Annotated in this window: 30 protein-coding genes; 26 read left to right on the top strand and 4 right to left on the bottom strand. The window is 56.4% G+C overall.

Features of this window, described 5'->3' with window-relative positions; genetic code table 11:
* Positions 1 to 15 precede the first annotated feature (15 nt).
* The 4 genes from LVW35_RS18495 to LVW35_RS18510 all read left to right on the top strand — a co-directional run bounded on the left by LVW35_RS18495 (position 16) and on the right by LVW35_RS18510 (position 3,936).
* Positions 16 to 771 (top strand): PFL_4669 family integrating conjugative element protein, encoded by a 756-nt coding sequence (locus LVW35_RS18495; protein ID WP_233891478.1) that lies wholly within the window; start codon positions 16 to 18, stop codon positions 769 to 771.
* The gene (locus LVW35_RS18500; RefSeq protein WP_233891479.1) at positions 768 to 1,286 is read left to right on the top strand and encodes a DUF3158 family protein; all 519 of its coding nucleotides are present in this window, start codon (positions 768 to 770) and stop codon (positions 1,284 to 1,286) included. The genes LVW35_RS18495 and LVW35_RS18500 overlap by 4 nt, the downstream gene beginning before the upstream one ends.
* Positions 1,283 to 1,753, top strand: a complete 471-nt coding sequence (locus tag LVW35_RS18505; RefSeq protein WP_233891480.1) for a single-stranded DNA-binding protein — start codon at positions 1,283 to 1,285, stop codon at positions 1,751 to 1,753. The genes LVW35_RS18500 and LVW35_RS18505 overlap by 4 nt, the downstream gene beginning before the upstream one ends.
* A gap of 215 nt (positions 1,754 to 1,968) precedes the next feature.
* Positions 1,969 to 3,936, top strand: coding sequence for a DNA topoisomerase III (locus tag LVW35_RS18510; protein WP_233891481.1), 1,968 nt, complete (start codon positions 1,969 to 1,971; stop codon positions 3,934 to 3,936).
* A gap of 47 nt (positions 3,937 to 3,983) precedes the next feature.
* Here LVW35_RS18510 and LVW35_RS18515 read toward each other — a convergent pair whose 3' ends face one another.
* Positions 3,984 to 4,241: a hypothetical protein gene (locus tag LVW35_RS18515; RefSeq protein WP_233891482.1), complete on the bottom strand. Its 258-nt coding sequence runs from the start codon at positions 4,239 to 4,241 to the stop codon at positions 3,984 to 3,986.
* 209 nt (positions 4,242 to 4,450) lie between these two features.
* On the opposite strand from LVW35_RS18515, the gene LVW35_RS18520 reads away from it, so the two are divergent.
* The 12 genes from LVW35_RS18520 (at position 4,451) to LVW35_RS18575 (ending at position 14,018) form a co-directional block, all read left to right on the top strand.
* A complete protein-coding gene (locus LVW35_RS18520) occupies positions 4,451 to 4,792 on the top strand; it encodes a helix-turn-helix domain-containing protein (RefSeq protein ID WP_233891483.1) in 342 nt (113 codons plus the stop codon).
* Between the two features lie 900 nt (positions 4,793 to 5,692).
* The gene (locus LVW35_RS18525; protein ID WP_233891484.1) at positions 5,693 to 6,274 is read left to right on the top strand and encodes an STY4534 family ICE replication protein; all 582 of its coding nucleotides are present in this window, start codon (positions 5,693 to 5,695) and stop codon (positions 6,272 to 6,274) included.
* Positions 6,275 to 6,345: 71 nt separating this feature from the next.
* Positions 6,346 to 6,603 carry a hypothetical protein gene (locus LVW35_RS18530; protein WP_233891485.1) on the top strand — a complete coding sequence of 86 codons (258 nt, stop codon included), beginning with the start codon at positions 6,346 to 6,348 and terminating at the stop codon, positions 6,601 to 6,603.
* Positions 6,604 to 6,702: 99 nt separating this feature from the next.
* Positions 6,703 to 7,197: a RadC family protein gene (gene radC / locus LVW35_RS18535; protein ID WP_233891486.1), complete on the top strand. Its 495-nt coding sequence runs from the start codon at positions 6,703 to 6,705 to the stop codon at positions 7,195 to 7,197.
* A 55-nt stretch (positions 7,198 to 7,252) separates the two neighbouring features.
* Positions 7,253 to 8,017, top strand: coding sequence for a DUF5983 family protein (locus LVW35_RS18540; protein ID WP_233891487.1), 765 nt, complete (start codon positions 7,253 to 7,255; stop codon positions 8,015 to 8,017).
* A gap of 89 nt (positions 8,018 to 8,106) precedes the next feature.
* Positions 8,107 to 8,649 carry a PFGI-1 class ICE element type IV pilus protein PilL2 gene (pilL2, locus tag LVW35_RS18545; RefSeq protein WP_233891488.1) on the top strand — a complete coding sequence of 181 codons (543 nt, stop codon included), beginning with the start codon at positions 8,107 to 8,109 and terminating at the stop codon, positions 8,647 to 8,649.
* Positions 8,646 to 9,317, top strand: coding sequence for a chemotaxis protein (locus tag LVW35_RS18550; RefSeq protein WP_233891489.1), 672 nt, complete (start codon positions 8,646 to 8,648; stop codon positions 9,315 to 9,317). The genes pilL2 and LVW35_RS18550 overlap by 4 nt, the downstream gene beginning before the upstream one ends.
* Before the next feature lie 9 nt (positions 9,318 to 9,326).
* Complete coding sequence (locus LVW35_RS18555) at positions 9,327 to 10,046, top strand: TIGR03759 family integrating conjugative element protein (protein WP_233891490.1); 720 nt, start codon at positions 9,327 to 9,329, stop codon at positions 10,044 to 10,046.
* Positions 10,028 to 10,576 (top strand): lytic transglycosylase, encoded by a 549-nt coding sequence (locus LVW35_RS18560; RefSeq protein ID WP_233891491.1) that lies wholly within the window; start codon positions 10,028 to 10,030, stop codon positions 10,574 to 10,576. Before LVW35_RS18555 ends, LVW35_RS18560 begins: the two co-directional genes overlap by 19 nt.
* A complete protein-coding gene (locus LVW35_RS18565) occupies positions 10,573 to 11,088 on the top strand; it encodes an integrating conjugative element protein (protein WP_233891492.1) in 516 nt (171 codons plus the stop codon). Before LVW35_RS18560 ends, LVW35_RS18565 begins: the two co-directional genes overlap by 4 nt.
* 9 nt (positions 11,089 to 11,097) lie before the next feature.
* Positions 11,098 to 13,203 (top strand): type IV conjugative transfer system coupling protein TraD, encoded by a 2,106-nt coding sequence (gene traD / locus LVW35_RS18570; protein WP_233891493.1) that lies wholly within the window; start codon positions 11,098 to 11,100, stop codon positions 13,201 to 13,203.
* A gap of 83 nt (positions 13,204 to 13,286) precedes the next feature.
* Entirely contained in the window at positions 13,287 to 14,018 is a 732-nt protein-coding gene (locus tag LVW35_RS18575) for a TIGR03747 family integrating conjugative element membrane protein (RefSeq protein WP_233891494.1), read from the top strand.
* A 180-nt stretch (positions 14,019 to 14,198) separates the two neighbouring features.
* Here the strand turns inward: LVW35_RS18575 and LVW35_RS18580 are convergent, their stop codons facing one another.
* Positions 14,199 to 16,268: a hypothetical protein gene (locus tag LVW35_RS18580; protein WP_233891495.1), complete on the bottom strand. Its 2,070-nt coding sequence runs from the start codon at positions 16,266 to 16,268 to the stop codon at positions 14,199 to 14,201.
* Positions 16,269 to 16,662: 394 nt separating this feature from the next.
* On the opposite strand from LVW35_RS18580, the gene LVW35_RS18585 reads away from it, so the two are divergent.
* From LVW35_RS18585 to LVW35_RS18625, 9 genes are read left to right on the top strand one after another with little or no spacing between them, the layout of a single operon-like run.
* Complete coding sequence (locus LVW35_RS18585) at positions 16,663 to 16,995, top strand: integrative conjugative element protein, RAQPRD family (RefSeq protein WP_233891496.1); 333 nt, start codon at positions 16,663 to 16,665, stop codon at positions 16,993 to 16,995.
* Complete coding sequence (locus tag LVW35_RS18590; RefSeq protein WP_233891497.1) at positions 16,992 to 17,231, top strand: TIGR03758 family integrating conjugative element protein; 240 nt, start codon at positions 16,992 to 16,994, stop codon at positions 17,229 to 17,231. Before LVW35_RS18585 ends, LVW35_RS18590 begins: the two co-directional genes overlap by 4 nt.
* A gap of 17 nt (positions 17,232 to 17,248) precedes the next feature.
* Positions 17,249 to 17,620 carry a TIGR03745 family integrating conjugative element membrane protein gene (locus tag LVW35_RS18595; RefSeq protein WP_233891498.1) on the top strand — a complete coding sequence of 124 codons (372 nt, stop codon included), beginning with the start codon at positions 17,249 to 17,251 and terminating at the stop codon, positions 17,618 to 17,620.
* 7 nt (positions 17,621 to 17,627) lie between these two features.
* Complete coding sequence (locus LVW35_RS18600; protein WP_233891499.1) at positions 17,628 to 18,041, top strand: TIGR03750 family conjugal transfer protein; 414 nt, start codon at positions 17,628 to 17,630, stop codon at positions 18,039 to 18,041.
* Positions 18,038 to 18,679, top strand: a complete 642-nt coding sequence (locus LVW35_RS18605; RefSeq protein WP_233891500.1) for a PFL_4703 family integrating conjugative element protein — start codon at positions 18,038 to 18,040, stop codon at positions 18,677 to 18,679. The genes LVW35_RS18600 and LVW35_RS18605 overlap by 4 nt, the downstream gene beginning before the upstream one ends.
* Positions 18,676 to 19,488, top strand: coding sequence for a TIGR03749 family integrating conjugative element protein (locus LVW35_RS18610; RefSeq protein ID WP_233891501.1), 813 nt, complete (start codon positions 18,676 to 18,678; stop codon positions 19,486 to 19,488). The genes LVW35_RS18605 and LVW35_RS18610 overlap by 4 nt, the downstream gene beginning before the upstream one ends.
* Positions 19,478 to 20,995, top strand: coding sequence for a TIGR03752 family integrating conjugative element protein (locus tag LVW35_RS18615; RefSeq protein ID WP_233891502.1), 1,518 nt, complete (start codon positions 19,478 to 19,480; stop codon positions 20,993 to 20,995). The genes LVW35_RS18610 and LVW35_RS18615 overlap by 11 nt, the downstream gene beginning before the upstream one ends.
* The gene (locus LVW35_RS18620) at positions 20,958 to 21,374 is read left to right on the top strand and encodes a TIGR03751 family conjugal transfer lipoprotein (protein ID WP_233891503.1); all 417 of its coding nucleotides are present in this window, start codon (positions 20,958 to 20,960) and stop codon (positions 21,372 to 21,374) included. Before LVW35_RS18615 ends, LVW35_RS18620 begins: the two co-directional genes overlap by 38 nt.
* Entirely contained in the window at positions 21,374 to 24,121 is a 2,748-nt protein-coding gene (locus tag LVW35_RS18625; protein ID WP_233891504.1) for a conjugative transfer ATPase, read from the top strand. The genes LVW35_RS18620 and LVW35_RS18625 overlap by 1 nt, the downstream gene beginning before the upstream one ends.
* Before the next feature lie 13 nt (positions 24,122 to 24,134).
* Here LVW35_RS18625 and LVW35_RS18630 read toward each other — a convergent pair whose 3' ends face one another.
* The gene (locus LVW35_RS18630) at positions 24,135 to 24,323 is read right to left on the bottom strand and encodes a hypothetical protein (RefSeq protein WP_233891505.1); all 189 of its coding nucleotides are present in this window, start codon (positions 24,321 to 24,323) and stop codon (positions 24,135 to 24,137) included.
* A 186-nt stretch (positions 24,324 to 24,509) separates the two neighbouring features.
* A complete protein-coding gene (locus LVW35_RS18635) occupies positions 24,510 to 24,767 on the bottom strand; it encodes a LasR-specific antiactivator QslA (RefSeq protein ID WP_082001413.1) in 258 nt (85 codons plus the stop codon).
* A gap of 159 nt (positions 24,768 to 24,926) precedes the next feature.
* On the opposite strand from LVW35_RS18635, the gene LVW35_RS18640 reads away from it, so the two are divergent.
* Positions 24,927 to 25,181: a helix-turn-helix domain-containing protein gene (locus tag LVW35_RS18640; RefSeq protein WP_233891506.1), complete on the top strand. Its 255-nt coding sequence runs from the start codon at positions 24,927 to 24,929 to the stop codon at positions 25,179 to 25,181.
* Positions 25,182 to 25,241: the final 60 nt, after the last annotated feature.

The following is a 25,241-nucleotide window of genomic DNA, read 5'->3' on the forward strand; positions in this document are numbered from 1 at the left end:
TGCGAGGACAACACCGTGGCCGATCACTATCAGCTCAACCTGGGCTCATTGCGCAGCAGCATCACCCTGACACTGCACACCCACCACGCCGCCCGTATCTGGCAAGGACGGACCGCACGTGAAGGCATCCACTCGATCATGGGCATGGCCGGTTACATCAGCGTCACCAACCTAATCAAACAAGCCTCAGCGCAGGATGATCCTTACGCTGATTGGGCTATCGTGCAGCTCGAAGAAAAACTGCTGCAGGCCAAGGCTGGGATGTTGGCGCTGACCCAACAATTGGATCGGATCAAACAGGACCTTCCGACGCAGATCGACATGAGCGACAACCTCAATATCCACCCCGTCACCTTGCCCTTGTACATCGGCAGCCAACTGGGGTTTCTCGCCGTCTACTTGCTGACTGACTATGACACGCTGGTGCGCCACACCCTGTTGGCCCACCACACCGCCTTGATTGGTCGCAGAGACATGGAGGCCTGGATAGACGACGGTGCCCATCTGCTGCGCAGCTTGTTCGGTCAGGCGCAGCGTTATCGACTTGCAGGTGTCACACGCGATGATATGGCCGCAAACAATGCCCGCGCCCTGGCGGCCATGGAAAAGTTTGGATTGCCCCCCATGGACATCCTTGAGGGACATCGCCGTTCCCAGTTCGCGCCACCGATTATTCGTCGTGGCGCTGTAACAGTGGATGACGCTGACGCGTTGATGGAGGACGCGGTAGCCCCATCTGCAGCAGTGAATGGCCCGGAGGACGAAACATGAGTCCCATGACACCGGCTCAACCAATGTCCCTCGAAGCATTGACACCAGATGCATATCGACAACTCGAACACGCTGCCTCCCTAAAAGGCCTTTTAAAACCATTTAAGGGTAAGGGGGAGCTGGAACATCTGGCGCAGATAGCGACGGAAATCGAGGCGCAGTTATGTCTCCTGATGGAAGCAGTGGCGCACCAGGCGAGACAACCGCCTTATTCGCTGCTGGATATTCGGCTGGTGCTGCAAAACACCAGTGCGGGCAGCACCTTTTTGCGTTGGCGCACCCGTGACTTCGCTCGTATGGGGGTCGCAGTCTGGGAACGCCAAGTCTCCATCAAGGCCTTGCCGCAAGCCATACGCGAAGGATTGCACCATTTCGAATGCGAGCGCATTGCGCTGAATTTGCAGATGAGCGTGGTGCATTCGCTCTACCGCCAGGCATCGACCTGCGCGATCAAAATGGCCAGTGCCGAACGGCTACTGCGTCAATTCACAACCGCAGTGGAGGTAGCAGGATGAGTACTTTTTTTGTCGGCGAAGGCAACATTGGCAGTGCGCCAGAGTTCCAGGAATTTTCATCAGGCAATGACGAGCCACGGCGTTTGCTACGGCTGAATGTTTACTTCGACAACCCCGTGCCACGTGAGGGAAGTTATGAAGATCGAGGCGGCTATTGGGCGCCAGTTGAGCTCTGGCACCGCGAGGCCGAACACTGGAGCACGCTGTTTCGGAAAGGCATGCGTGTGCTAGTCGAAGGCCGCACAGTGCGCGATGAGTGGGAGGACAGCGAAGATAATGCGCGGGTCACCTTCAAGATCGAGGCCCGTCGAGTCGGCATACTGCCTCACCGGGTGCAGAACGTGGTCATGCGGGAACGATCCAACGAACCGGCTTCATCTGGGGCAAATGCTGGGCAATCAACAGATCCTGCCAGCTCGCCTGCGTCAAAGCCCAAAAAGCGCAGAGGGCCGCCGTCTTCAGGTTGACGAGCATTAAGCATAAAAAATGCTCCCGCGCGAAGTTTCTGGCCATTATTCCTCGCTGCTCGTGAAGATCCCCCTGTTGCCACGCCACACCTAAGCCTCGGTCTATCAATGACTGCTTTCATCGACAAATATGAGGAACCTGTCATTCAGGTTTCTCATATCTTGCCACCGCTGTTTTCAATAACGCTGCTCCGAACTCAATCCGGAGCAGTCCTATGCGTCTCTTTCTCTGCGAGAAACCTTCCCAAGGTCGCGACATCGCCAAGGTCCTCGGAGCCACCCGGCGCGGTGCTGGCTGCCTAATCGGCATCGACTTAACCGTCACCTGGTGCATCGGCCATCTGCTGGAGACGGCCCCCCCCGAAGCCTATGGCGAGCGTTACAAATCTTGGTCGCTTGATCATCTGCCGATCATTCCCGAGCTGTGGCAGGTCGAGGTCAAACCCAAGACAGCGGCGCAGTTCAACGTCATCAAACGCCTGCTCAGCGAATCTAGCACCGTCGTCGTCGCCACCGACGCCGATCGAGAAGGAGAAATGATTGCCCGCGAGTTATTGGAGCTCTGCAACTATCGAGGTCCCGTTCAGCGCCTCTGGTTATCCGCACTTAACGAGGCCTCGATCCGCAAAGCACTGTCCTCGCTGAAGTCTGGTCAGGAGACCTTGCCACTTTACCACTCAGCCCTCGCCCGCAGCCGCGCTGACTGGCTGATCGGCATGAACCTGAGTCGATTGTTCACCCTCCTCGGACGGCGGGCAGGTTACGACGGTGTATTGTCGGTTGGACGGGTCCAGACACCCACGCTACGTCTGGTGGTCGATCGGGATCGGGCAATTGCCAGCTTCGTCTCGGTGCCCTACTGGGACGTAGAGGTGCACCTGTCCTCAGTGGGGCAACCATTCATCGCGTCGTGGTCACCACCCAGCTCAGGACGAGACGAGGCCGGCCGTTGCCTGCAGCAGACGCTTGCCAGCCAGACCGTCGAAGCAATCTCTAGCAGGGCGACCGCCACCGTACTCTCGCTGCAGACTGAACATTTCCGCGAAGCGCCGCCCCTACCCTTCAACCTGAGCACATTGCAAGAAGTCTGCTCACGCAAGCTGGGACTCGGTGCTCAGGAAACCCTGATCATTGCCCAAGCCCTGTATGAAACCCACAAAGCCACTACCTACCCGCGCAGCGATTGCTGCTATTTGCCAGAGAGTATGTTTAACGAGGTACCCATGGTATTCGATGCCCTGCTCAGAACGGATCCCGCGCTACAGCCTGCGCTCGAAAGCCTCGATCAATCATTACACTCCCGAGTCTGGAACGATGCCAAGGTCACCGCGCACCACGCCATTATCCCTACCACCGAGCCGGCGAACCTCGCGCGGATGCCCGAACAAGAACGCCAAGTCTACGAACTGATTCGCAGCCATTACCTTGTGCAGTTTCTTCCACATCATGAGTTTGATCGGACCCAGGTCGAACTGGCGTGTGGCGAGGAACGATTGACTGCCGTTGGCAAACAGATCCTGGTTCAGGGGTGGAAAGGTTTGCTCTACGAAAATACCGAGGAGGATGAGTCCAATCAAAAGGCCCAAGTTTTGCCTGTATTGCATCAGGGTACTCAGTGCGCCGTGGACGACGTCGAACTCAAGCCCATGCGCACTGCCGCCCCCAAACCGCTCACCGAGGGCGATCTGATCAATGCAATGAAAAATGTGGCCAAGCTGGTCAATGACCCACGCCTGAAACAGAAGCTTCGGGACACCACTGGTATCGGTACCGAAGCCACACGAGCCGGCATCATCAAGGGATTGATTGATCGTGGTTATTTGCAGAAGAAAAAACGTGCCTTAATGGCCTCCGCAGCGGCCCATACGCTGATCGAAGCGGTACCCGCTGCAGTCGCGGATCCGGGTATGACAGCGATCTGGGAGCAAGCTCTGGATGAAATCGAAGCGGGACGTCTGACCTTGGATGCATTCGTCGCCAAGCAGGCGAACTGGATTACGCAGTTGGTCGAGCACTACGGAGCGCTCACCTTGTCGGTACCGGTCGAAGCCGGACCGCACTGCCCCATTTGCAACGCCTCAATGCTTAGGCGGAAGGGAAAATCAGGACCGTTTTGGTCATGCTCCCACTACCCGGACTGCAAAGGCACTGTGCCGATCAGCAAAGGGCCGCGTCGGCCATGACGCACCGTTGGTGATCACATGAATCTTTTGGGGGGCTGATGTACGGGTCAGTGCATCATCAACGGCAGTTGATCCTTCTCCAAGTCGCTTATCGGTTGTCCGATTTCACGGGCCAACGCGATGCCTGTCGCGATCCATATCTGCCCCAGTTCGTTGAAAGCTTTCAGGTGAGCAGGATTTTCGTTGAGCCAATGAACAAGGCTATCGAGGTGTTCGGGATCATCAGGGCAATCATGGATCTTGATGAACAGCTCCAGTGTTCGATCCCAAATCAGATCCATGACGTTCTCGCGTTGCTCATCCATGCTCAACTTTTCCTCCGTATGGCCTTATCAGACCGCTCAGTCTCGCTGGTCACTTCGGGCTCTGATTCCTGGAGGAACAGATGCCACGTCGCGACAAACAGCTATTTCAGTCAATATAACAACCCTTCAAGTCGATACTCAACCCCTAAGGATGTTCATGTCAATGGGTCTTTGCTCAACCATTCGGGTTGAATCGGAGAACTCATCACTTGGCACATAGACATCCAACCCAAGCCCAAATCGGGCGCATGATCGCGAAACACCGGACCGAGCGTAATCTCACCCAGGAAGAGATGGCTGAACGCATGGGGATCGGCAGTGAAGCCATATCGCGCCTAGAGCGGGGTGTGGTGGAGCTTTCCGTCGTTAAGCTGATGCAGTTAGCGGATATTTTCGAATGCAGGATGGATGAACTGCTGACGGAGTCGAGCAATCGTCCCAATGACCAGGGCCAGATGATCGCGGGTCTGCTGAACGGTCTGAAAGAAAGTGACCGTGCCTTTGTGCTGGCTACCGTCCAGCAATTGGCTGCTCATCTTGCCAACAAATAAGCTCATTCACTCGTATCCGATCAGAGGCCTTGAGGGTTGCTCTCTGTCTTGACGTCATCCGTCCATCTCTGCTGTAGTGCCTTTCGGATCACCGCCAACGGCGGCCCAAGACCGATGCGCTCCGGGTAGCTCGGTCGAACTCCTTGAGTTCGGAGCCTTCTCTTCTGCGGAATTTCATTCCTGTTTGTGCTCGACCTGATCGTGGTGGCGGATGACCACTGTTGCCTCTGTCAGGCAATAGCGGTCATCCGCTTCAGCGATCGTATTCAGTCCCGGAGCCCACCGGGGAACCACTGGGCACCCTTTGTGCGCGGATGCGTGCCAGCATGTTCCGACCCAAGCCACGACAAGGGTCGGTTGGTGAATCACGGCGCAGTCAAGCCAAGTATTGCGAGGCGCTTGCCGACTGCGTCAGACAACTAAAGGTGGCTTTTCTCTTCCTAGCCTGGCGCCCCGCCAGGCCCACTCTTCGATTTCTTCAGTCCAGTGACTACCACTGTATTCCGGCCATAAAAAATCGGCCTGCGGCGTCTTGACGCTCCCCTGTGACAGGCTTATACAAAGGGTGTGGTTCGCTGTCGTTGACAGCCCAGCCCAGGTAGCTTGAACCTTCAAGGCTACGCCACGCTCGTGGTGGTTTACCCAAGTGCGATTAGCGTTCGGAGGCTCGCACAATTGCCGCTTCAGCGGTGATGAATGCCTACTACCTCAGGTCCGCAGACCACTGCTGCGGATTCTCTTCTGCTGCACCGCTATTCCCCCAGATGCATCATTCTGATTGTCATCGGCTTGCCGGTGGCGAGTCGCTCATCGCTCGCCTTCACCTTACCCACCCTGACGGGGGCTCACTTCCTCATCAGGGGTTGTGCGTCGCCGTTTTTCCTTCAAAGGAGAACCACCATGGCCCACGCCCACCAATCCCAAGAAGCAGTCCCTTACTTCAATCTGCACACCGTCGGTATCGGCTACCTCAACCGTGTTCGTGAAGTACAAGTTCGCCGCGGCCAGCCGTTCATGGCCTGCGATATCGCCGCCCTGCATGGTGCAAGCGATGCGGTCGAGTACACCCGCTTCGACTGCAAAGTCGCTGGAGGTGAAGCTGAACGCTTAATTCGTCTCTATATGGACGCCGTCAAAGCCGAGAAAAAGGTCTTGCTGTCGTTCCGTATCGGCGACCTGTGGATTGACCCATTTCTCTATGAGAAAGGCGATAAACAAGGCCAGCCGGGCGCCAGCCTGAAAGGTCGTCTGCTGTACATCGACTGGATCAAGGTCAACGGCACGTACGAATACAAAGCGCCAGCCAGGCAGGAGGCAACAGCACCTGCTGAGCAAGCGCCAAACGGTGAGCCGCCCCCAACGTCGGCTGATGCCGAAGCTGAGGATACCGAAAACCCAACAGAGTCCAGGACTGAACCTGAATCTCCACCCACTCCCCGCACGGCCCGCCGTGTCGCCACACGTACTGTTCAGTCCGCCTGAACAATTCACGATGTTTTACATCAAGGCGCTCAATCGAGCGCCTTTTCTTCAGTCAGCACAGGAGAACCAACATGGAATCCTTCTGGCTTTGCGACAACTGCCTGTTCGCTGCGGCTTACGAAGACTACAGCGCGTTATCGCTCTACTACACGACGGATGAGATCGAGAAACGCATCGCCGGTCTCCATCAGGAACTGGTTCGATTAATGCCCATCAGTGCCGACTTCGATCCCGAAACTGGCCGTGGAATAAGAGCCTTCTCCCCATTGCCCTGCGACGGTTGTGATTCACACCTGCACGGACAACGCCACCGATTCACTCGGCTTTAAACAGCGCGTCATCGGGCAATGCCCGTGACTCTATATCCACCTCGGGGACACCACTCCCCTTGGGTGTGTACCCCGGATTGTTCCCCTCGGAGGTACCCCATGAGCACCCAACTCACGCTGATTGAAACCTCGGATGTCGAGGCTGATCGCATTGCCCAAGAAAACCGGCTGATCGAAGAAGCGCTGCATATTCTGGATCGTCGACTGTTCACCCGCGGCCCCGGCCTGACGTCACCCGACACCGTGGCCTCATACCTAAAACTGCATATTGCGCCACAAGAGCATGAAGTCTTCGGCGTGATTTTTCTCGACGCCCGCCATCGCGTTCTGGCATTCGAGATCCTCTTTCACGGGAGTATCGATGGCGCCAGTGTTTACCCCCGCCAAGTTGTCAAGCGCTCCCTGGCACATAACGCAGCAGCTGCCATTGTCGTTCATAACCACCCCTCCGGTTGCACGGAACCCAGCCTGGCGGATCGCGCCTTGACCGAACGGTTGAAAGAGGCCTTGGACTTGATCGAAGTGCGCGTATTGGATCACTTCATCGTAGGCGAAGGTCGTCCTCTCTCCCTCGCCGAGCATGGCTGGCTTTAACCCTCAATAGGCGTCTTCGGACGCCTTGTTCATTTCCTTCTGGAGAACCCAATTCATGACCCCTTCACCCCAACTCCCAGCTCTGCTGGAAACCTCAAACCCATTTGCTCGCGGCTACGACAACTTGCATACCGAACGACTGCTACAGATCACCTACGCAAATGACTGCCCTCCCTGCTTTCGCTCCGTAGACGACGCACAATCCCATCTGCCCGACGATGCGTTAGAACAGTTTCCCTGCGTGTTCAATGATGACTTCGCTCTGATCAGCGAGGGTCAGCCCATTCCGGATGAATTGGATGAACGCTTCCAGTCAACCGGGCTGGTGCGGCAAGTGATCTATGCCGTGACGGGCGACACGCTCAACGAGCGACATCACGTCGGTGACCTGTACTCCCTGGAAGAAGCCCAAGCCACGATCCATCGTTTGAGCTTCGAAACGGGCCACTACAGTCGAGCCTGGGAGATCAGTACCGCACACCTCACTGACGAAGCACTGCGCTACTTGGAAAGCCGGGTTGGCAATGCCGTCTTCAAGCCAACCGGACTGCTGTTTGAACCTTTTGCCCTGCCAGACTGCAATGGCGTCGGGTGTAAGCTGATCGGCACGCCCTGGACCGACGATAACTTGGTGCAGATCGAGGGCGCTCCTTACTCGTCGCTTAGGCAAGATCAGCTCGACGCCGGTACGCCGGAGGCCTTGGTCAACGTGCTGTATCTGGCGGCATTGGCGGATGTGCGATTGTTGATCTTTGCCCCCGACGCTAGCGTTTTGGATGGGCTAGCCATTTATGACGAAATAGCAACGCGTTCAACTTAAACACGACCCGTCTTGAATCAACTTACTCACTGAATCGCTCCTTCACCTCATGTCAAGTTCTGCACTGAATCTGACATGAGGTTTTTTCCATGGAGCGTTTTCTCACGCCTGTCTGCCTGCTGGGTTTGTTGAGCGCCTGCACGGCGCAGATCCCTAATACATTGCCGACCCATCCGGAGGTCGACAGTGGCTCCAATCGGATCCAGCGCTCGAAGGACGCAGTTGAAGAAAGTCCTCGGACAGAACTTCGCTATGGCCGCTATACGCTGGTTAGCACCGAGCCCACGACAGAGCAACGTGATCTTCTGGCTCAAATCATTGACGTGAGCATTCCGTCCAACCTAAAACCCTCGGTACAGGAGGCGATGCACTACGTGCTGCAGCGCTCAGGCTATTCGCTCTGCTCTACTGCTGAACCAGTAAAGATACTGTTTACCCGGCCTCTGCCCGCCGCCCATTACCGGCTCGGCCCGATTTCATTAAGCAACGCTCTACAAGTACTGGCTGGCCCCGCCTGGCAACTCACGATCGATGAGGTCAGCCGTTCGGTCTGCTTCGAACGGCAAAAAAAAGATGCTGCCGTCGTGCGGGTCGCACCCAGCGTGCCCCATCAGCCGGAGGCACGCCCATGAAAGCCTCGACGTTTCAAACCCTCATTGTCGGCTCACTTTGCCTGGCGGTCTCCGGGCTGAGTGGTGGTTTGTATAACCAGTATCAACGCGTGACCGAGCTGGAAAATGCGAACGCCCAACGCGTACAGACCCTGGATACCCTGCAACGTGATTCAAGCACCCTCTTGGATGCACAGGAGAAGCTGCAGTACGCACTGAAAGACCTGAAGCAGATGGTCGATTCCGGTGAGCAACAGGCCAATACCCTCGATCCGATGTTGGATCAATGGGCGCAGGAGATACAGGAACTGCGTGATGGTCTGGCAGCCCGTGCTACCGAAGTCGACATGATCGCGCTACGCGCACGACTTGAGCACGTCGAGCAGCAACTCCTGGACCTCAAGAGCCAGCCACCACTCCCACCTCCGACGCCTTCCACGGCCGAGCCGAAAAAAACCGCTCAGCCTAAGCCTGCCCCACTCCTGCCGCCATTTTCAGTGCTGAGCATCGAGTACCGCGGTGGCGAGCGCTTTCTGGCCGTCTCACCTCCTGATAGTCGCTCGCTCGACGATATCCGGTTGCTGCACAACGGCGAGCAGCTCGGCACATGGCAGTTGAAAGTGCTGGAGCCGAACGCGGCCGTCTTCGCTGTGGCCGCTCAGCCAGACCAGACCGTGCAACTCCCTTGAGACGCGATCATGAACAGAGCGCTACTGCCCGCCGTCGTCTGTCTCGTTTCTCTATTGACCACAATCGCAGCGATGGCCAATCCCGTCCCGACACAGTCACGGGCTCAGAACACACAGTCCGCGCCCCTGAGACGTTCTGACTCCGAACAGGCGACAAATTGGGGTCTGACGGAGCAAGAGTGGACGCGCTTCGAAAAGATTCAAGCCGGCCCGCGCGGTTTCTGGAGTCCGAACCTCGATCCGCTGACTGCGCTCGGCGTCGAGGCGGAGACCGACCAAGAGCGTCAGCGCTATGCGGAGTTGCAGGTAGCGCTGGAAGCCAAACGCGCCGAACGCGAGTTGGCCTACCAAAACGCTTACACCGCGGCCTGGGCCAAGCTGTTCCCCGGGCTGCTGCCGATCCAGGGTATGGCATCCCCGCCCCCTGCCAACTCATTGGTCGCACCGCGACAGGCCCTATTTGTGGAGGACAACTGCGCGGCGTGCAACGCCCAAGCGAAACTTCTGCAAAGCAGCGACATGGCTTTCGATATCTACCTAGTGGGCAGCCAGGGCGAGGATGAACGCGTCCGTAGCTGGGCTCGTCAAGCAGGCATCGACCCAGCCAACGTTCTGCGTCGGCAGATTACCTTGAACCATGACCGTGGTCGCTGGTTCAGCCTGGGTGCCCCAGGACCACTGCCCGCCACGCTTCAGCAGGTGAATGGACAATGGCAACGCCTCGATTGAGCGGTATTGCACTCATGCTGACGGTGCTCGCCGTCCAGGCTGATGAACTTCCGCCCCCTGCGTACCAATTGGCAGCGCATAACGCGGACATTCCTTCCATGGTGTTATTCGCAATTGCTCTGCAGGAGAGTGGGATCCACGTCCGCGGTCGGCTGCTGCCCTGGCCCTGGACACTGAATATCGCAGGAACACCCTACCGCTTCGCCACTCGGCAGACAGCCTGTCACGCTTTACTTCAGGCGCTTGCCCGGCAGGAGGCCAAGCGGGTGGATGTCGGACTTGGGCAAACCAACCTGGGTTATCACGGACAACATTTTTCCAGTCCCTGCGAAGCCCTTGACCCCTATCGGAACCTCGCCGTGACCGCCACGCTATTGCGGGAGCATCACGCCGTTACCGGCGATTGGGTGTCAGCTGCGGGACGCTATCACCGCCCGGCGGGAGGAACGCCGGCCGCACGTTACCGCGAGGGTTTCTCTCGGCAACTCGAACGTCTGCAGGTTTCTTTCAAGCAGGGCACATCACCATGAAACGAATACCCCTTACCCACTATTTCCTCCTGTTTTTAGTACCTTTCGCTCAGCCGGAACTGACCGTTGCCGGAGACCAACCTAGCGGCTTCGTCCGGCCTCAATTTCAGGTTTCCGGGTCGACAACAAATAGCAACATCCAGCCTTCTCGAGCCATGCATGCGGACCTGTCCGCGTTTGCCGATGAAGCGTGGATACTGCCCGTCCGCAGCTCCCACTTGAGCCCCGGTCAGATCACGTCTCGCGCCCTGAACATGCCGGGCTTACGACCTTTTTTCCTGGTCGGTGAGGATCCCCAATCGTTGGCTTGGTTGCGTCAACGTGCGGCTGAATTGCAGGAAATGGGTGCGGCTGGCCTCGCCGTGGAAGTAACCGATACTGAAGCCCTGGCCCGGATTCGAGCAGCTGCTCCGGGCATCACTATCCTGCCGGTCAACGGCAACGACATTGCCACCCGTTTGCAGATTGAGCACTACCCCGCCCTGATCACCGCCACTTCACTGGAACAGTGAGCCCAAGTCATGGCCGAGCATGCGATGGAGTCCAAGCTCCGGCCAGCGGTGGAGCTTTACACCGTAGCGATCTGCGTCGCCTCTGTGGTGTTGTGCCTGTACTCGCCTTGGGCTGTGGCGCTGTCACCCGAGATCGGGCAGGTAGCGGCGCTGGCCTACACCCTGTTCGGCCTTATCCGGCTCCGGCAAGCCTGGGAGGTGTTGCGGTATAGGCGCAATATCCGTCGGTTGCCCCGCTACGAACTGACCAGCCGGCAGATCCCGGTCAGCCGCAAGCGTCTGTTCATGGGCCGCGGCTTTCTCTGGACCCGCCTGCATACCCAGCGCTTGGTCGAGGCGCAGGATCCGGCTGTCGCGCATTATATCGACCAACCGCCCCGTTACCGCATGGCTCGTGGACTCGAACGTCGACTGGAACATGCACCGTTTCCACTCTCTACATTGGCGCGTGTCACGGCCTGGGACAGCGCTTTCAACCCGTTGCGCCCGCTACCACCGGTCGGTGGCTCGCCGCTGTTACATGGGGTCCAGCCCGATGAAACTGAAGTCGGTCTGCCGCTGGGTGAACGGGTCGGACACACCTTGGTGCTCGGCACTACTCGTGTTGGCAAGACGCGACTCGCCGAGGTGTACATCACCCAGGACATTCACCGCATCGAACATGAGGTAGTCATCGTTTTCGATCCTAAGGGCGATGCCGACCTGCTCAAACGCATGTACGTCGAAGCCAAACGCGCCGGTCGGGAAAAAGAATTCTATGTTTTCCATCTAGGCTGGCCGGAGATCTCCGCACGCTACAACGCCGTGGGACGTTTCGGACGCATCTCGGAAGTGGCGTCACGCATCGCCGGGCAGCTCAGTGGTGAAGGCAATTCTGCAGCTTTTCGTGAGTTCGCCTGGCGTTTCGTCAACATCATCGCCCGGGCACTGATCGAGCTGGGCCGACGTCCGGACTACCTGCAAATCCAGCGACATGTGGTCAACATCGACGCGCTGTTCATCGAATACGCCCAGCAGTTTTTCGCCAAAACCGATCCGAAAGCGTGGGAAGTGATCGTCCAGTTTGAAGGCAAGCTCACCGAGAAGAACATTCCCAGGCACATGGTGGGACGCGAAAAGCGGGTGGTGGCCATCGAGCAATACCTGGCGGCAAAACGGGTGTTTGATCCGGTAATGGACGGATTACGTTCGGCGGTGCGTTATGACCGCACCTACTTCGACAAAATTGTTGCCTCGCTGCTACCGCTGCTGGAGAAACTTACCACCGGTAAGACCGCTCAGCTACTGGCTCCCAACTACACCGATTTAGATGACCCGCGGCCAATCTTCGATTGGATGCAGATCATCCGAAAACGCGGCATCGTCTACGTTGGTCTGGATGCGCTGACCGATGCAGAGGTCGCCGCTGCTGTGGGCAACTCCATGTTCGCCGATTTGGTCTCAGTCGCAGGCCAAATCTACAAACATGGCGTTGACCATGGCCTACCCCAATCGGGCAGCACCGGCGGCAAGCTGCCGATCAACCTGCATGCTGATGAATTTAACGAGTTGATGGGCGATGAGTTCATCCCGCTGATCAACAAGGGCGGCGGAGCGGGTATCCAGGTAACGGCTTATACCCAAACTCTTAGCGATATCGAGGCGCGCATTGGCAATCGGGCCAAAGCCGGTCAAGTGATTGGCAACTTCAACACCCTGCAGATGCTCCGAGTGCGCGAAACCGCCACCGCGGAGTTACTCACCAAACAATTGCCTACGGTGAATGTACTGACAAAAACGCTGGTATCCGGTGCAACAGACACCTCCGATCCTGAGGCCAACACAGACTTCACTTCGTCCTCGCAGGACCGCATCAGCAGCACCAGTGTGCCGCTGATCGAGCCGGCACATATCGTCAGTTTGCCGAAGGGACAAATGTTTTCCTTCCAGGCCGGTGGGCAGCTATGGAAGGTCCGTATGCCGCTGCCTAAGCCCTCCAACGAAGATGCTATGCCCAAGGACCTGCAGGAGCTTACTCAGCGGATGCGGGCCACTTACAACGAACAAGCGGGCCAATGGTGGAGTGCGAGCGGTGCGGGTCCAACAACAAACTTTGATCTGGATGAGGTGGGGTAGCACGCGCCTGCACAGCTTCAGCGGAAAACTATCCATCAGACGGCGTGACGATATCAACACTGCAGAACACAATGGAGTGAATGATGGCAACTTCCGTCCAGAACACACCGCCACAACCGATCCAGCGTCCGGGGCTGATCATCTCCGTGATCGGCGTGGTCCTGTGCATCATCGGAATGCTCATTGCCTCATTGTTGTTCTCAATCCTGATCGAGTGGGCTGGTCTGCTCTTCTTCTGGGGAGATCAAGGCTGGCGACATAGTCAGGCCATGCTGAATAGCGAGTTGAGCTGGCTCAGCGAACACTTCAAATATTCACTAATCATCCAACAACCCGGACAGGCGATTTTCCAGTGGCTAGATCTCCTGAACCAGTGGCTTTTGGTCAAGACTGGATTTGCGGATTTTGCCCTGCAGGCGCGGGTGTCGAGCCAGGGCAACGGTTTCTGGAGTTGGACCAATCAGCTATATGTGAGCATTGAAGATTTCGTGCTGGCGGCGGTATATGTCACCTTCACCTTCGTGGTGCGCCTGACCATTCTGGTCCTAGCCACACCATTATTTCTGTTGGCCTCGTTTACTGGTTTTATCGATGGTTTGATCCGTCGCGACTTACGTAAATTTGGAGCCGGACGAGAAAGCAGCTTTGTGTATCACCGAGCTAAGCGAGCAGCGATGCCACTGCTGATTATTCCGTGGATCATTTACCTGTCCCTACCCTTTTCGCTCAATCCAATCGCTATTTTTTTGCCTTGCGCAGTAATACTCGGAGTAACAGTAGCGATTACAGCGACGACATTCAAAAAATATCTTTAAGTGTTTAGCCAGTCCATTTTCTAAAAATAATTAGAGGTAACCTCCTTCGTAGCGCATGAAACTTAAAACGTAATGCATCCAATGCATTTCCTGAGGCTATGCTCTAAAAAATAGAGATTATTTTTAATCACTGAAAATCAACCCAAACGGAGATATGTGCCTACGCTTGGGTCAATGACTTCAATACCGCTGGACAAACTTACCGACACTGAGGCTCTTGAGAATCCTCAGTTGTTTCTCTCTACCTGGTTCCTTGACCTCATAACTCAACCAATTAATACCAGGCTCACCGGGCATCAAAGAATAGAGAGTGTTTTTTTGCTCAACGCACGCCTGATGCGTTTCAATTATGGTTGGGTGCAGCGCGTAGCTTAGAAAGCTGCGCTCCGCCTCCTCTAAATTTTCGTAAAACACCACCCCATAACGATAATCAGAACGGTCATCATGCGAGCCGCAAAATTTCGCCGTACCGTCCTTCAAAAAATGCTTCAGTAAATGCTCATCTAAAATCGGAGTTTCACCACACGGAAATCCAGCGTGAAATTGATCATTTACAATAACCATAGGATGCACGATGACAGAATTTATTTTTTCGCTCAGCCTCGGATAGTAGTCTCGACAAAAATCAGCTAGATTATTGCGAACGTACGCGGCCTTCAGCTCGGCCTGCTCGACCTTTGTGAAAATCCCCCCATCCTCGTAGAGTGCATTATGATAATCAAGCGGTGTGATTGGCGTGCGGCGACTGCGGAGCTCCGCCACCACTAAAATATTACCAAAACTAAATGTCAGATCAATCTCTTCCGGCACTAGTTCCCGATCATACTTTAGCATTAGAGAACCAGTCCAACTCAAATTATGACGCATAACGTCATTAGTCAATCTGCACTCTTCCATCACACCCTCTAAATATTTTTCAAAATATTCGCCCCTTAGATGTGATTTGGGATCAACAAGCCTAAGCCAAGTATCTACATTTCTACGCAGGCTTGCGCTCATCAACGCAGATATCGCAAGAGCAACCTCCCCGTCCACTTGAAGGATAGGCTTCGTCCAGAGATCATCCTGTCTATCCACAGCTTTAAAAGTCAGAAACCCTATGATCGCCTCAACAACCTCTTCCGACATCTCAGTCACAACTACTAACGCATTGACTAAATTTTTCCGATCAAGCCAAGTGCTATGTTCGAGCAAGAGTTCCCAGCTATCTGGATTTTCCTCACTTGAAGCTAGGACTCTCTGCCGAGCTAGTACGGCCAAGTGAAACCACACTATAAGTACATCGCGAACAGAATAGTCCTGACCACCCTCCCCCTTAGATCGATGAACCTTCACCAGCTCAAAGAGATGAGGCTCAACGACTAAATAAGGCTCCGCCCATTTATATTTAACAAAACAGTCCGCACCTTCATCTAACTCTTCGACTGTGGCGATAGAAACACCTGATACGCCATCATACTTCAACAACGATTTCGGATAATTCAAACCACGCCAAAATAACATATTATGCGCGACGCCTTGTGTTTCCAGCGCCACTGTCGCCTGGTGATGCTCTCTACGGTAGTCACATATAGCTTTCATTTTGCCAAAGCCATTCAACTGCGATATATGTATCCTGTTGCGCTGCAAGTCATAAGCAAAGAAGGCTTCCCCATAAAGCAATTGCTGCCACATCACCACCCCATTGTAATACAGCTGAGAACAGCGAAATTCATTTACAATATAGTCTAACTTTGGCAACCCTTTTGAGGACTCGGCATCGCCACGAACAGATGTGCCTAAATCCTTTCGCTCATTTAGAATTTCATAAATCGGGGAGCGTAAGCTATCCAATCTGAACATATTTAATTGGTTTGCATTAACCTCCACCCCACTCAAAGTAAGATCGGTTTTGTAGTCCAGATAGGTTTCCATCGTTGGCACAGCGTCGGGCGGCAGGTCACGCATCTGCTTTTTAGTCAACAGCACGAATGAAAAATTTGCGCCTGCCAGGTGTGCATGCAATAGCTCTTTCCCAGACAAACTATCATTATTATCTAATCTGTAATAGTCTCGCGTCGCATACACTCTTGAGAAATGTGTTGCCAACCAACCCGCGCCTTCACATAACGATTTATCAATAAGATTTCCGTTACTGTATTTCTTGTAAGCTTCAAGCCATTGTTCCGTATTGAAAGGCTTCCGCTCGGTCGGATGAGTAAGTTTTTTCTTTCGAGCCAAGGACACAACAGGAGGTATAAAATTTTCCATTTCGGCACCAGTCAAGTTTCAAAAAACGAATTATTAAATATACACACACATTATTACACTTCCCCTGCAAAGCTAACTAACAACATTTAGTCTCCAGTCATGCATATCCGAACCGCCCCTTAAACAAGGGCCTTCCTTCGCAGTGATGCGGTCCCGAGCGACGAGCAGCGCAAGGCATTTCGGGCATGCTGTGGCGGCATGTTTGTTCTCCCAGTGATAATTCGGGCATAGTCCCTATCTCACACCGAAAGTCGAAAAGTCGAAAAGTCACTGCAGCTGTAATGCTGGCTGCTCGTCCTTCACCAGAAAGGCGATTCATCAAACCTCAGTTTTCTTGCTGAAAAAATCTATCTCCGACTTGATTCTGCTCCCCAGATCCATAAGGGCCAGCATCATGCCGACGACCATCATTCGTTGCTTACTACTCTCGCTAGCTGCCGTCGATAGCAGCGGCTATGCCGCATCTGAATATGAACAGGGTGAGCTCAGCCTAGTCCAGCAGCAGCTGAACATTATCGAGCGCCTAGCCGCTCAAGCCGAGACTCCAGGCAACGCTCAACCAAATGAGCGCTACCGCTTCGACTATCCCCGCCTGGCTGAGGATATCCAGCGCATCCGCCAAGGTGTGCAGAGCTATCTCTCCCCCTCCCGCGCTCAACCTCGCGATCCTGTTGAGCTGGTCGGTGACTACCGCCTTGACACTCTGCCCGCGGAGCCCTCGCCATGAGCATGACCGACGCGCAGACCGTAGCTTTCCAAAACGCCTCAGGGTTTTCGGCGCAGAGCAGTTCGACGTTGTGGCTGTCTCTGGTCCTCGTTCTGGCTTTGCTTTGGTGTGCCTGGGTGATGTGGACGGCTTACCGCGGTTGGGCAACAGGCAGTGTGCGCTTTGGCGCCTTCGGCGGCAGTGCCGCGCGCGCTTTGCTCGCCCTACTCGTCCTGATGTTCTTCACCCTGTCCTAATCCAGGAGATCGCCGCCATGCTCAAGTACTTTGCCCCCCTGAAAAACAACCTGCGCAATCATGCCAGTCAGCGCTTGATCGGCCTGCTGTTGGTGCTCGGTCCAAGCCTGGCTTTTGCCGAGCTCCCCACCATGGAAGCCCCTTCGCGTGGCGAAGGATCTGGGTTGATCGAGACGATCAAAAACTACGCCTACGACGGCGGCATCCTGCTTGGTCTGCTGATCGCCCTGCTCGCTTTCTTGGGTGTGGCCTGGCACTCGCTGACGGTGTATGCCGATGTGCAGAACCAGCGCAAGACCTGGAAAGATCTCGGCGCGGTGGTCGGCATCGGCGCCCTGCTGGTGGTGATCATCATCTGGTTCCTGACTAAGGCCGCCGCGATTCTGTGAGGTCGACATGAACGACGCTATCGAACGCCTTGCCGACGGCACCTTGGTCTTTCTCCCTGAGCGACTCAATCGCGACCCTGCCGTACTGCGCGGTTTGACCAATGATGAGATGTGGGTAGCACTCGGTACCGGCGCCGTCATTGGCCTGCTGCTGGGCGTTCCTCTGGCGATCGCCACCGCTTCCATTGCCGTGGCGCCCACCAGCATGATCGGGACCATGGCGACGGTGCTATTTTTCGGTGGCTCGCTACTGCGTCGAGCCAAACGCGCCCGGCCAGATACATGGTTGTACCGCAAGCTCGAATGGATACTGGCCAGTCATTGGCGCCTGGGGCGCGGGAGTTTGATCCTTCACTCCGGCGTCTGGACGGTTCGCCGCTCGCGTCGACTGCGCCCTGCTCTGTCCCGGTGGCAGCCATGAGTCGCTTTCGGAATAAGGTGGATGCCCAACAGGCCCACATTTTCAGCCTACGTTTGGCGGTAATAGTCCTTGCCCCGCTCTGTGCCGGACTCTGGTACGGCTGGCGCTCGGCACCGACCGATTTGACTGTGCATGTCCCCCCGGATCTGCGTTCGGGCAGCACGCGCAAGTGGTGGGATATCCCCTCAGAGAATGTGTATGCCTTCGCCCTGTACATCTTTGGCCAACTCAACCGCTGGCCTTCGGATGGCGAACAGGACTACCGCCGCGCTATCTACAGCTTGCAGTCCTACCTGACACCCTCCTGCAAGACCTTCCTCGACGGCGACTACGAGTACCGCAAGGCCGCCGGCGAACTCCGCCAGCGGGTGCGTGGCGTCTACGAAATTCTGGGCCGAGGCTACAGCGAAGATCCGGAACTCAGGGTCAAGCAGCTCGATCGCGACAGCTGGCTGGTCACGCTCGACCTCAACGCCGATGAGTATTACGCAGCCGAACCGGTGAAACGGGTGGTGGTGCGTTATCCATTACGCGTGGTGCGTTTTGATCTGGACCCCGAACGCAATAAATGGGGGCTGGCACTGGACTGTTATCAGGCCACGCCGCAAAAAATCGCTCTGCCTGGAGGTGGGCCATGAAGCGGATTTTTACCCCGGGGCTCACCATCGCACTGATGCTATGGGGAGCAGCAGCACAGGCCGTCGAGTTGATGCGCTGGGAACGCCTCCCTCTCGCGGTCCCGCTGGTGATCAATCAGGAACGAGTGGTCTTTATCGATGAGGATGTTCGAGTCGGGCTGCCCTCAACTCTGACAGGCAAACTGCGCGTGCAATCAACCGGTGGCACGCTGTACCTACGCGCGTCAGAAGCCATTGCACCTACCCGATTACAACTGCAATCGGTCGCGACGGGCGAGATCATCCTCTTGGACATTGCAGCCACGCCTGGCGATCAACCGCTGGAGCCCGTGCGTATTCTCAAGAATGCTCAGCGGCAGCCTACCGAGGCTGAATCTAGCACCATCCCTGTTCCAGAACGTACGCCAATCCCAGTCGCTTTGACGCGCTACGCTGCGCAAAGCCTGTACGCGCCGCTACGCACCGTGGAGTCCCTGCCCGGCGTACGCCGCGTCCCGCTCAAGCTGCGCACCGAACTGCCAACCCTGCTGCCGACCGAAAACGTGTCCAGCACACCCATCGCCGTCTGGCGACTCGGTGATTACTGGGTGACGGCCGTGAAGCTGCGCAATCGTGGTTCAGAGACGGTGCAACTCGATCCACGTCGACTTCAGGCCAAGCTATTCGCCGCGGCTTTCCAGCATGCTTTCCTCGGACCTGTCGGCAGCGCTGAAGACACCACGATCGCCTACCTTGTCACCCGCAGTGCCGGCCTTGAGCAAGCCGTGCTGTTCCCGGCCGTTTCGCGAGGTGCTAGCGATGAAAGCTAACGCCTTGCTCAAATGGCTGGTACCGGCTGCCCTGTTGGGCGTGGCGCTGATCATCCTGAAAACCTGGGTCGCGGGAAGTAGCACTCCCTCTCCAGAGCGCTCGGTTGATCAAGGCAATCTTCAGTTATCCGCCGAGCAAGCCAAATCGCTCGGCATTGCGGGCGATACCCCACGCGATACGGTCGCCACGCTGATCGGCCAGGTGAAGGCCATGCGCAGCGACATGCTCGGCCTGAAAAAACACAACGATTCGCTGCAGACGGAGAACAACCGCCTGCGCGAGCGGGAAAACAGTGTTGATTCGCGAATCCAGACGGCGCTTGGCAGCGTGACCCAGCAAGTCGACGAAGGCCGCCGACAAGCCAACGAGGCCCGACTTAAAGCAGAACAGGACAATCGTCAGGCTCGCGGCCTGCTCACACAATTGCAGGAACAGTTGTCGGGGCTGACCGGCAAAGGCAAGGATATGCCGATCGGACTGGGGCTTGAGCCGGGCGATAGCGCTCAGTTCGATGGGCAGCATTCTGCTAATGATGCACTACAGTGGATTGAGCCCTCGGATGCTCTGTCCACCGCCCCCCAGGGCAAAACCAAGACCGCGTCCACCCTGAGTCTGCCTACTGCCTTCAACACACTGGAGGGTTTGAAGGACAATGCCATCGACCGCAACCAGAAGCAGTTACGCGAGGTCACCAAGGGTGAATATGACCTGTCGCGGTCCGCTGATCGTACCGAAGGCGCGAAGCCGGTCTACACCATTCCCGAAAACGCAACATTGATGGGTTCGGTCGCCATGACCGCGCTGATCGGCCGAGTCCCAGTCGACGGCACAGTGAATGATCCCTATCCCTTCAAGGTGCTGGTCGGCCCGGAGAATCTGACGGCCAACGGCATCGACCTGCCGGACGTCGAAGGTGCCGTGATGAGCGGCACGGCGTCCGGTGACTGGACCCTGTCTTGCGTCCGCGGGCAGGTCGAGTCAATCACCTTTGTGTTTACCGATGGCACCATCCGCACAGTACCTCAGCCAAAAGCCGTAGCCAGCCGCAGTGCCTCCACCACCCAAAGCTCGAACACTGACAAGATCCGTGGCGGCCTCGGTTACCTGTCCGATCCGTATGGTATTCCGTGCATCGCTGGCGAGCGCCGCTCGAACGCCCGGCAGTACCTCGGCAGCCAGAGCCTGATCACTGCGGCTGGTGCGGGTGTCGCCACCTTGCTCGGGGATGAGCAGAACAACAGCAGTGTGATCAGTTCAGGCGGCAGTACCCTCGGGGTCACCAGTGGCAGTGGCAATAGCGCGCTGAATTCAATTCTCAGCGGTGGGGTCAGCGACATCCGCGAGTGGGTCAATAAACTTTATGGCGAAGCCTTTGCTGCCGTATACGTGCCACCGGCCGCCCAAGTCGCGCTGCACCTAGACCATGAGATCACCATCGACTACGAGCCCAAGGGCCGGAGCGTTCGCCATGAAAAAGACCACGTTTCTCTGCCTGACCTGGATTAGCGTGTTTTCCTTGGTCCTGGCGGGATGTTCCACCCACAAGGACACGCTGCTGCCCCATGGCGAGCAAACCATGCTGGACATCTGGAACGGCGCCGGGTCGCAAGGCACTCAGCAGCAACTGCTGGAGGCTCGGCAGCAGTTACGCCGCCCGTTGGCTGAGGTGGTTTTCTCCGCTCCTATCCAAGAACCGTACACGCGCACTGCGGCGAACGAGATCCGCAACCTGTTCCCTCGCCTGCCCAATCCCGATCTGGTGCTGTACGTGTATCCGCACCTGAGTGGTACCGAGCAGGCACCGATCCCAGGTTACTCGACAGTTTTCCCGTTCTACCAACGGGTGCAGTACGCATTGCCGGGCGAACGTCAGGAAGACTTGTAATGCGTACCGGCGTCTCGGGCAACCGCACTTCTGCGTGGAAAGCCTGGCGCAACCCATTGCGTCCGCGCACCACCTTGGCCGATGAAGCTGCACTCTATGCGCACAACCCCAGCTTCACCGACCACTTGCCTTGGGTCGAATACCTCGATACAGAACAATGCTTTTTACTGGACGACAATCACTCGGTGGGTGCGGTGTTCGAGTTGCTGCCCATCGGCACCGAAGGGCGCGAACCCGATTGGCTGATGGCCGCCCGCGATGCCCTCGAAGACGTCCTGCAGGATAGCTTTGACGAACTGGATCAAGCGCCTTGGGTGGCGCAGTTTTTCTGCCAGGACGACAACGACTTCTCCCCCTACCTGACGCGGCTCACCGATTATATTCAAGACAGCGCGCGAGGCACGGTCTTCACCGAGACGTTTTTGGAACTCAGTCGTCGCCACTTGAAGACCATCGCCAAGCCGGGAGGTCTGTTCGAGGACAAGGCCGTCACGCGCCTACCCTGGCGCGGCAATAATCGACGGGTGCGCCTGGTGATCTATCGCTGGCTTGAATCTGGCACGGAGGAGATGGAACTCACTCCGGTGCAATCTCTGCAACAGGCTTGCGAGCGTATCGTGGCTTCGTTGCAGGCATGCGGAGTGCAATCGGCGCGAATCGATGGCCGAGGTCTGTATGCCTGGCTGCTGCCCTGGTTCAATCCGGCCCCCACGCTCACCGATCAAGCACCCGAGGATTTCTACCAATGCGTGGCCTATCCGGAGTCAAGTGATGGCGAGTCGCTGGAGTTACCCTTCGATCACGACTTCGCCGAGCGGCTGTTTTTCAACGAACCGCGCTCGGACGTGCAGCACGGACTCTGGTTTTTTGATGATCAGCCACACCGGGTCATGGTGGTAGACAAGCTGCGCCGGGCGCCATTGATTGGTCAACTCACTGGTGAAACTCGCAAGGGCGACGCGGTGAATGCGCTGTTCGACCAGTTACCCGAAGGCACGGTGATGAGTCTGACCCTGGTGGTCAAACCCCAAGATGTGCTCGAGGAGCAGCTGAACCGTCTGGCGCGCAAAGCCATCGGTGAAAACCTGGCCTCGACCCAGACCCGCCAGGATGTTGAAGAGGCTCGCGCGATCATTGGCCGCCAGCACAAGCTATACCGGGGCACTCTGGCATTTTACGTACGCGGTCACGATGAACGGCAATTGCACCAGCGATCGGTCAGCCTGGCCAACGCGCTGTTGGGCGCGGGGCTGCAGCCGGTACGCGAAAGCGATGAGGTCGCCGCCTGCAACAGTTACCTGCGTTGGTTGCCGATGGCTTACAACCCGGCCCGCGACACACGCAACTGGTACACCCGCCTGATGTTCGCCCAGCACCTGGCAAACCTGATTCCGGTGTGGGGCCGCAGCACTGGCACTGGCCACCCGGGCATCACTCTGTTCAATCGTGGTGGCTCGCCGTTGAGCTTCGATCCGTTGTCACGACTAGACCGGGCTATGAACGGCCATCTGCTGTTGTTCGGCCCGACCGGCGCCGGTAAGTCGGCCACTCTGGTCACCCTGCTGATGCAGGTCATGGCGGTATATCGCCCTCGCCTGTTTATCGTCGAGGCCGGTAACTCATTCGGCTTGCAAGGCGATTATTTTGCGACACAGGGCCTGTCGGTCAACAAGGTTCAATTGAAGCCGGGTACCGCGATCAGCCTCGCCCCGTTCGCCGATGCCTGGCGCCTGGTCGAGCAGCCAGATCAGGTGGCGAGCCTGTCGGTTGATGAATGGGACGATGAAGCAGTAGCCAGTCGCGAGGACCAGCGCGATGTGCTCGGCGAGTTGGAAATCACTGCTCGCTTGATGATCACCGGCGGTGAGGCCAAGGAAGAGGCACGTCTGAGTCGAGCCGATCGCAGTCTAATCCGCGAGTGCATTCTCGATGCGGCACATACCTGTGTCGCGTCGGGTCGCCAGGTATTGACCTGCGACGTGCGCGACGCGCTGCTGCGCGTCGCCGCCGACACGCACTTGCCGGAGAAGCGGCGTGAGCGTGCCCAGGAAATGGGCGAGTCCATCGACCTGTTCTGCCAAGGTTTCGAGGGTGAGCTGTTCGATCGCGAGGGTACGCCTTGGCCCGAGAGCGATGTGACCATTGTCGACCTGGCCACTTATGCTCGCGAAGGCTATGAGGCTCAAATGTCCATCAGCTACATCAGCCTGATGAACACCGTGAACAACCTTGCTGAGCGAGACCAGTACCTGGGCCGAGCGATCATCATGGTCACCGACGAGGGCCATATCATCACCAAAAACCCACTGCTGGCGCCATTCGTGGTCAAGGGGACCAAGATGTGGCGCAAGCTCGGGGCCTGGTTCTGGCTGGCGACGCAAAACCTTGCCGACTTCCCTACTGCCGCGCAGACCATGCTCAACATGATCGAATGGTGGATTTGTTTGAACATGCCGCCCGCGGAAATCGAAGAGATCGCACGTTTCAAGAAACTTACACCAGCGCAGAAAGCCTTGTTGCTCTCCGCCAGCAAGGAGCCGGGCAAATACACCGAAGGAGTCGTGCTATCGAAGAACCTCGAAACGCTGTTTCGAGCCGTGCCGCCCAGTCTTTATCTCGCCCTGGCCATGACAGAGCCCGAGGAAAAAGCCGAACGCTGGACACTGATGCAGAGCACCGGCTGCTCGGAATTGGAGGCGGCTTACCGGGTAGCTGAACGGATCGATAGGATGCGAGGAATTAAGTGATACGGAGCGGATCCTAGGTTTCGATCAGCCCGGCAGCAAATCCTTGAACACCCTCTTCATGTAGAATTCGCTGAACTCCAGGCGTCCGCCTTCTCTGGCAACCTTTTCGATTTTCATCCGGGTTGATGTAGGCCGTATTGATCGCACCTTCAACCATGGCTGGGATTTTACCCTCCAGTCGGTTCACCAGATCATCACTCAATCTTGGTCGGCTTTCATATCCCGCTCCACGTTCTCAGAGCGCGCAGAATCTGCAGAATCCTAGCCGTAAATCTGTTTGTCACAGACCAACGCCACTTCTGTCAGATCTCCATTCTAGAGGAATGGCGCCTGGAACCATACTGTCTAGTAATCTGCGAGCCATATCGTCCAGGTTGGACCCGCACGGCTACGGTAAACCGCCTTGAAGCCGTTGCTGAATTCTCAATAAAAATCCTGCTTCGAAAGCATCCTGAGAATCTCCTGCCGGACAAGTCTTACGTGCCTGTGCCAGTTCCCACCAAAGTGGTACGTCGTCAGGTGTATTAAGCCAAACCTGAGCACATCGCACGCCACTTTCGATCATAGGCGCAAATTCCCTGCCCCACGCTGTCAGAAGGCTCGGGCAACCGTCCGCTGCCGGAATTGAAACGTAATTTTCGTCCATACACACCTTAGCTTTCGATTATTTATTAATGCTCCGTCTGTTCTAAACAGCATAGAAACAAAACTGATACTCAACCTAAGCGTCAAAAAAAGCCCAACCCAGAGCAAATGTAGACTATATCCCGTGGATTGAGAGTCCCTCAAGGCGCAGTTTGCGCGCATGACTCAAGACTACGAACAGCTCCGTCTGCAGCTGGCGGCTAACATTCGCTCAATGCGACGCATGAAGAACCTCACCCAGGAGCAATTGGCGCTCATGGCTGAGGTGGATCGTACCTATGTGAGTCAAATCGAACGAGGAGTAGGCAACCCGTCGTTGTTGGTTCTCTGCAAGCTCGCCAGCATTTTCGAGATCAAAGCACACCAACTGCTGATTGAGTCTAACGCACCTGCTCGTACGCTGATTATTGAATGACCCTCTGTTGATCTAGAAGGATCACCATAAACCGAAGGTTCTGAGTTCGGCTTTCTCACT

It is taken from the genome of Pseudomonas sp. HN11, from assembly GCF_021390155.1.
In the GTDB taxonomy this organism is placed as follows: domain Bacteria; phylum Pseudomonadota; class Gammaproteobacteria; order Pseudomonadales; family Pseudomonadaceae; genus Aquipseudomonas.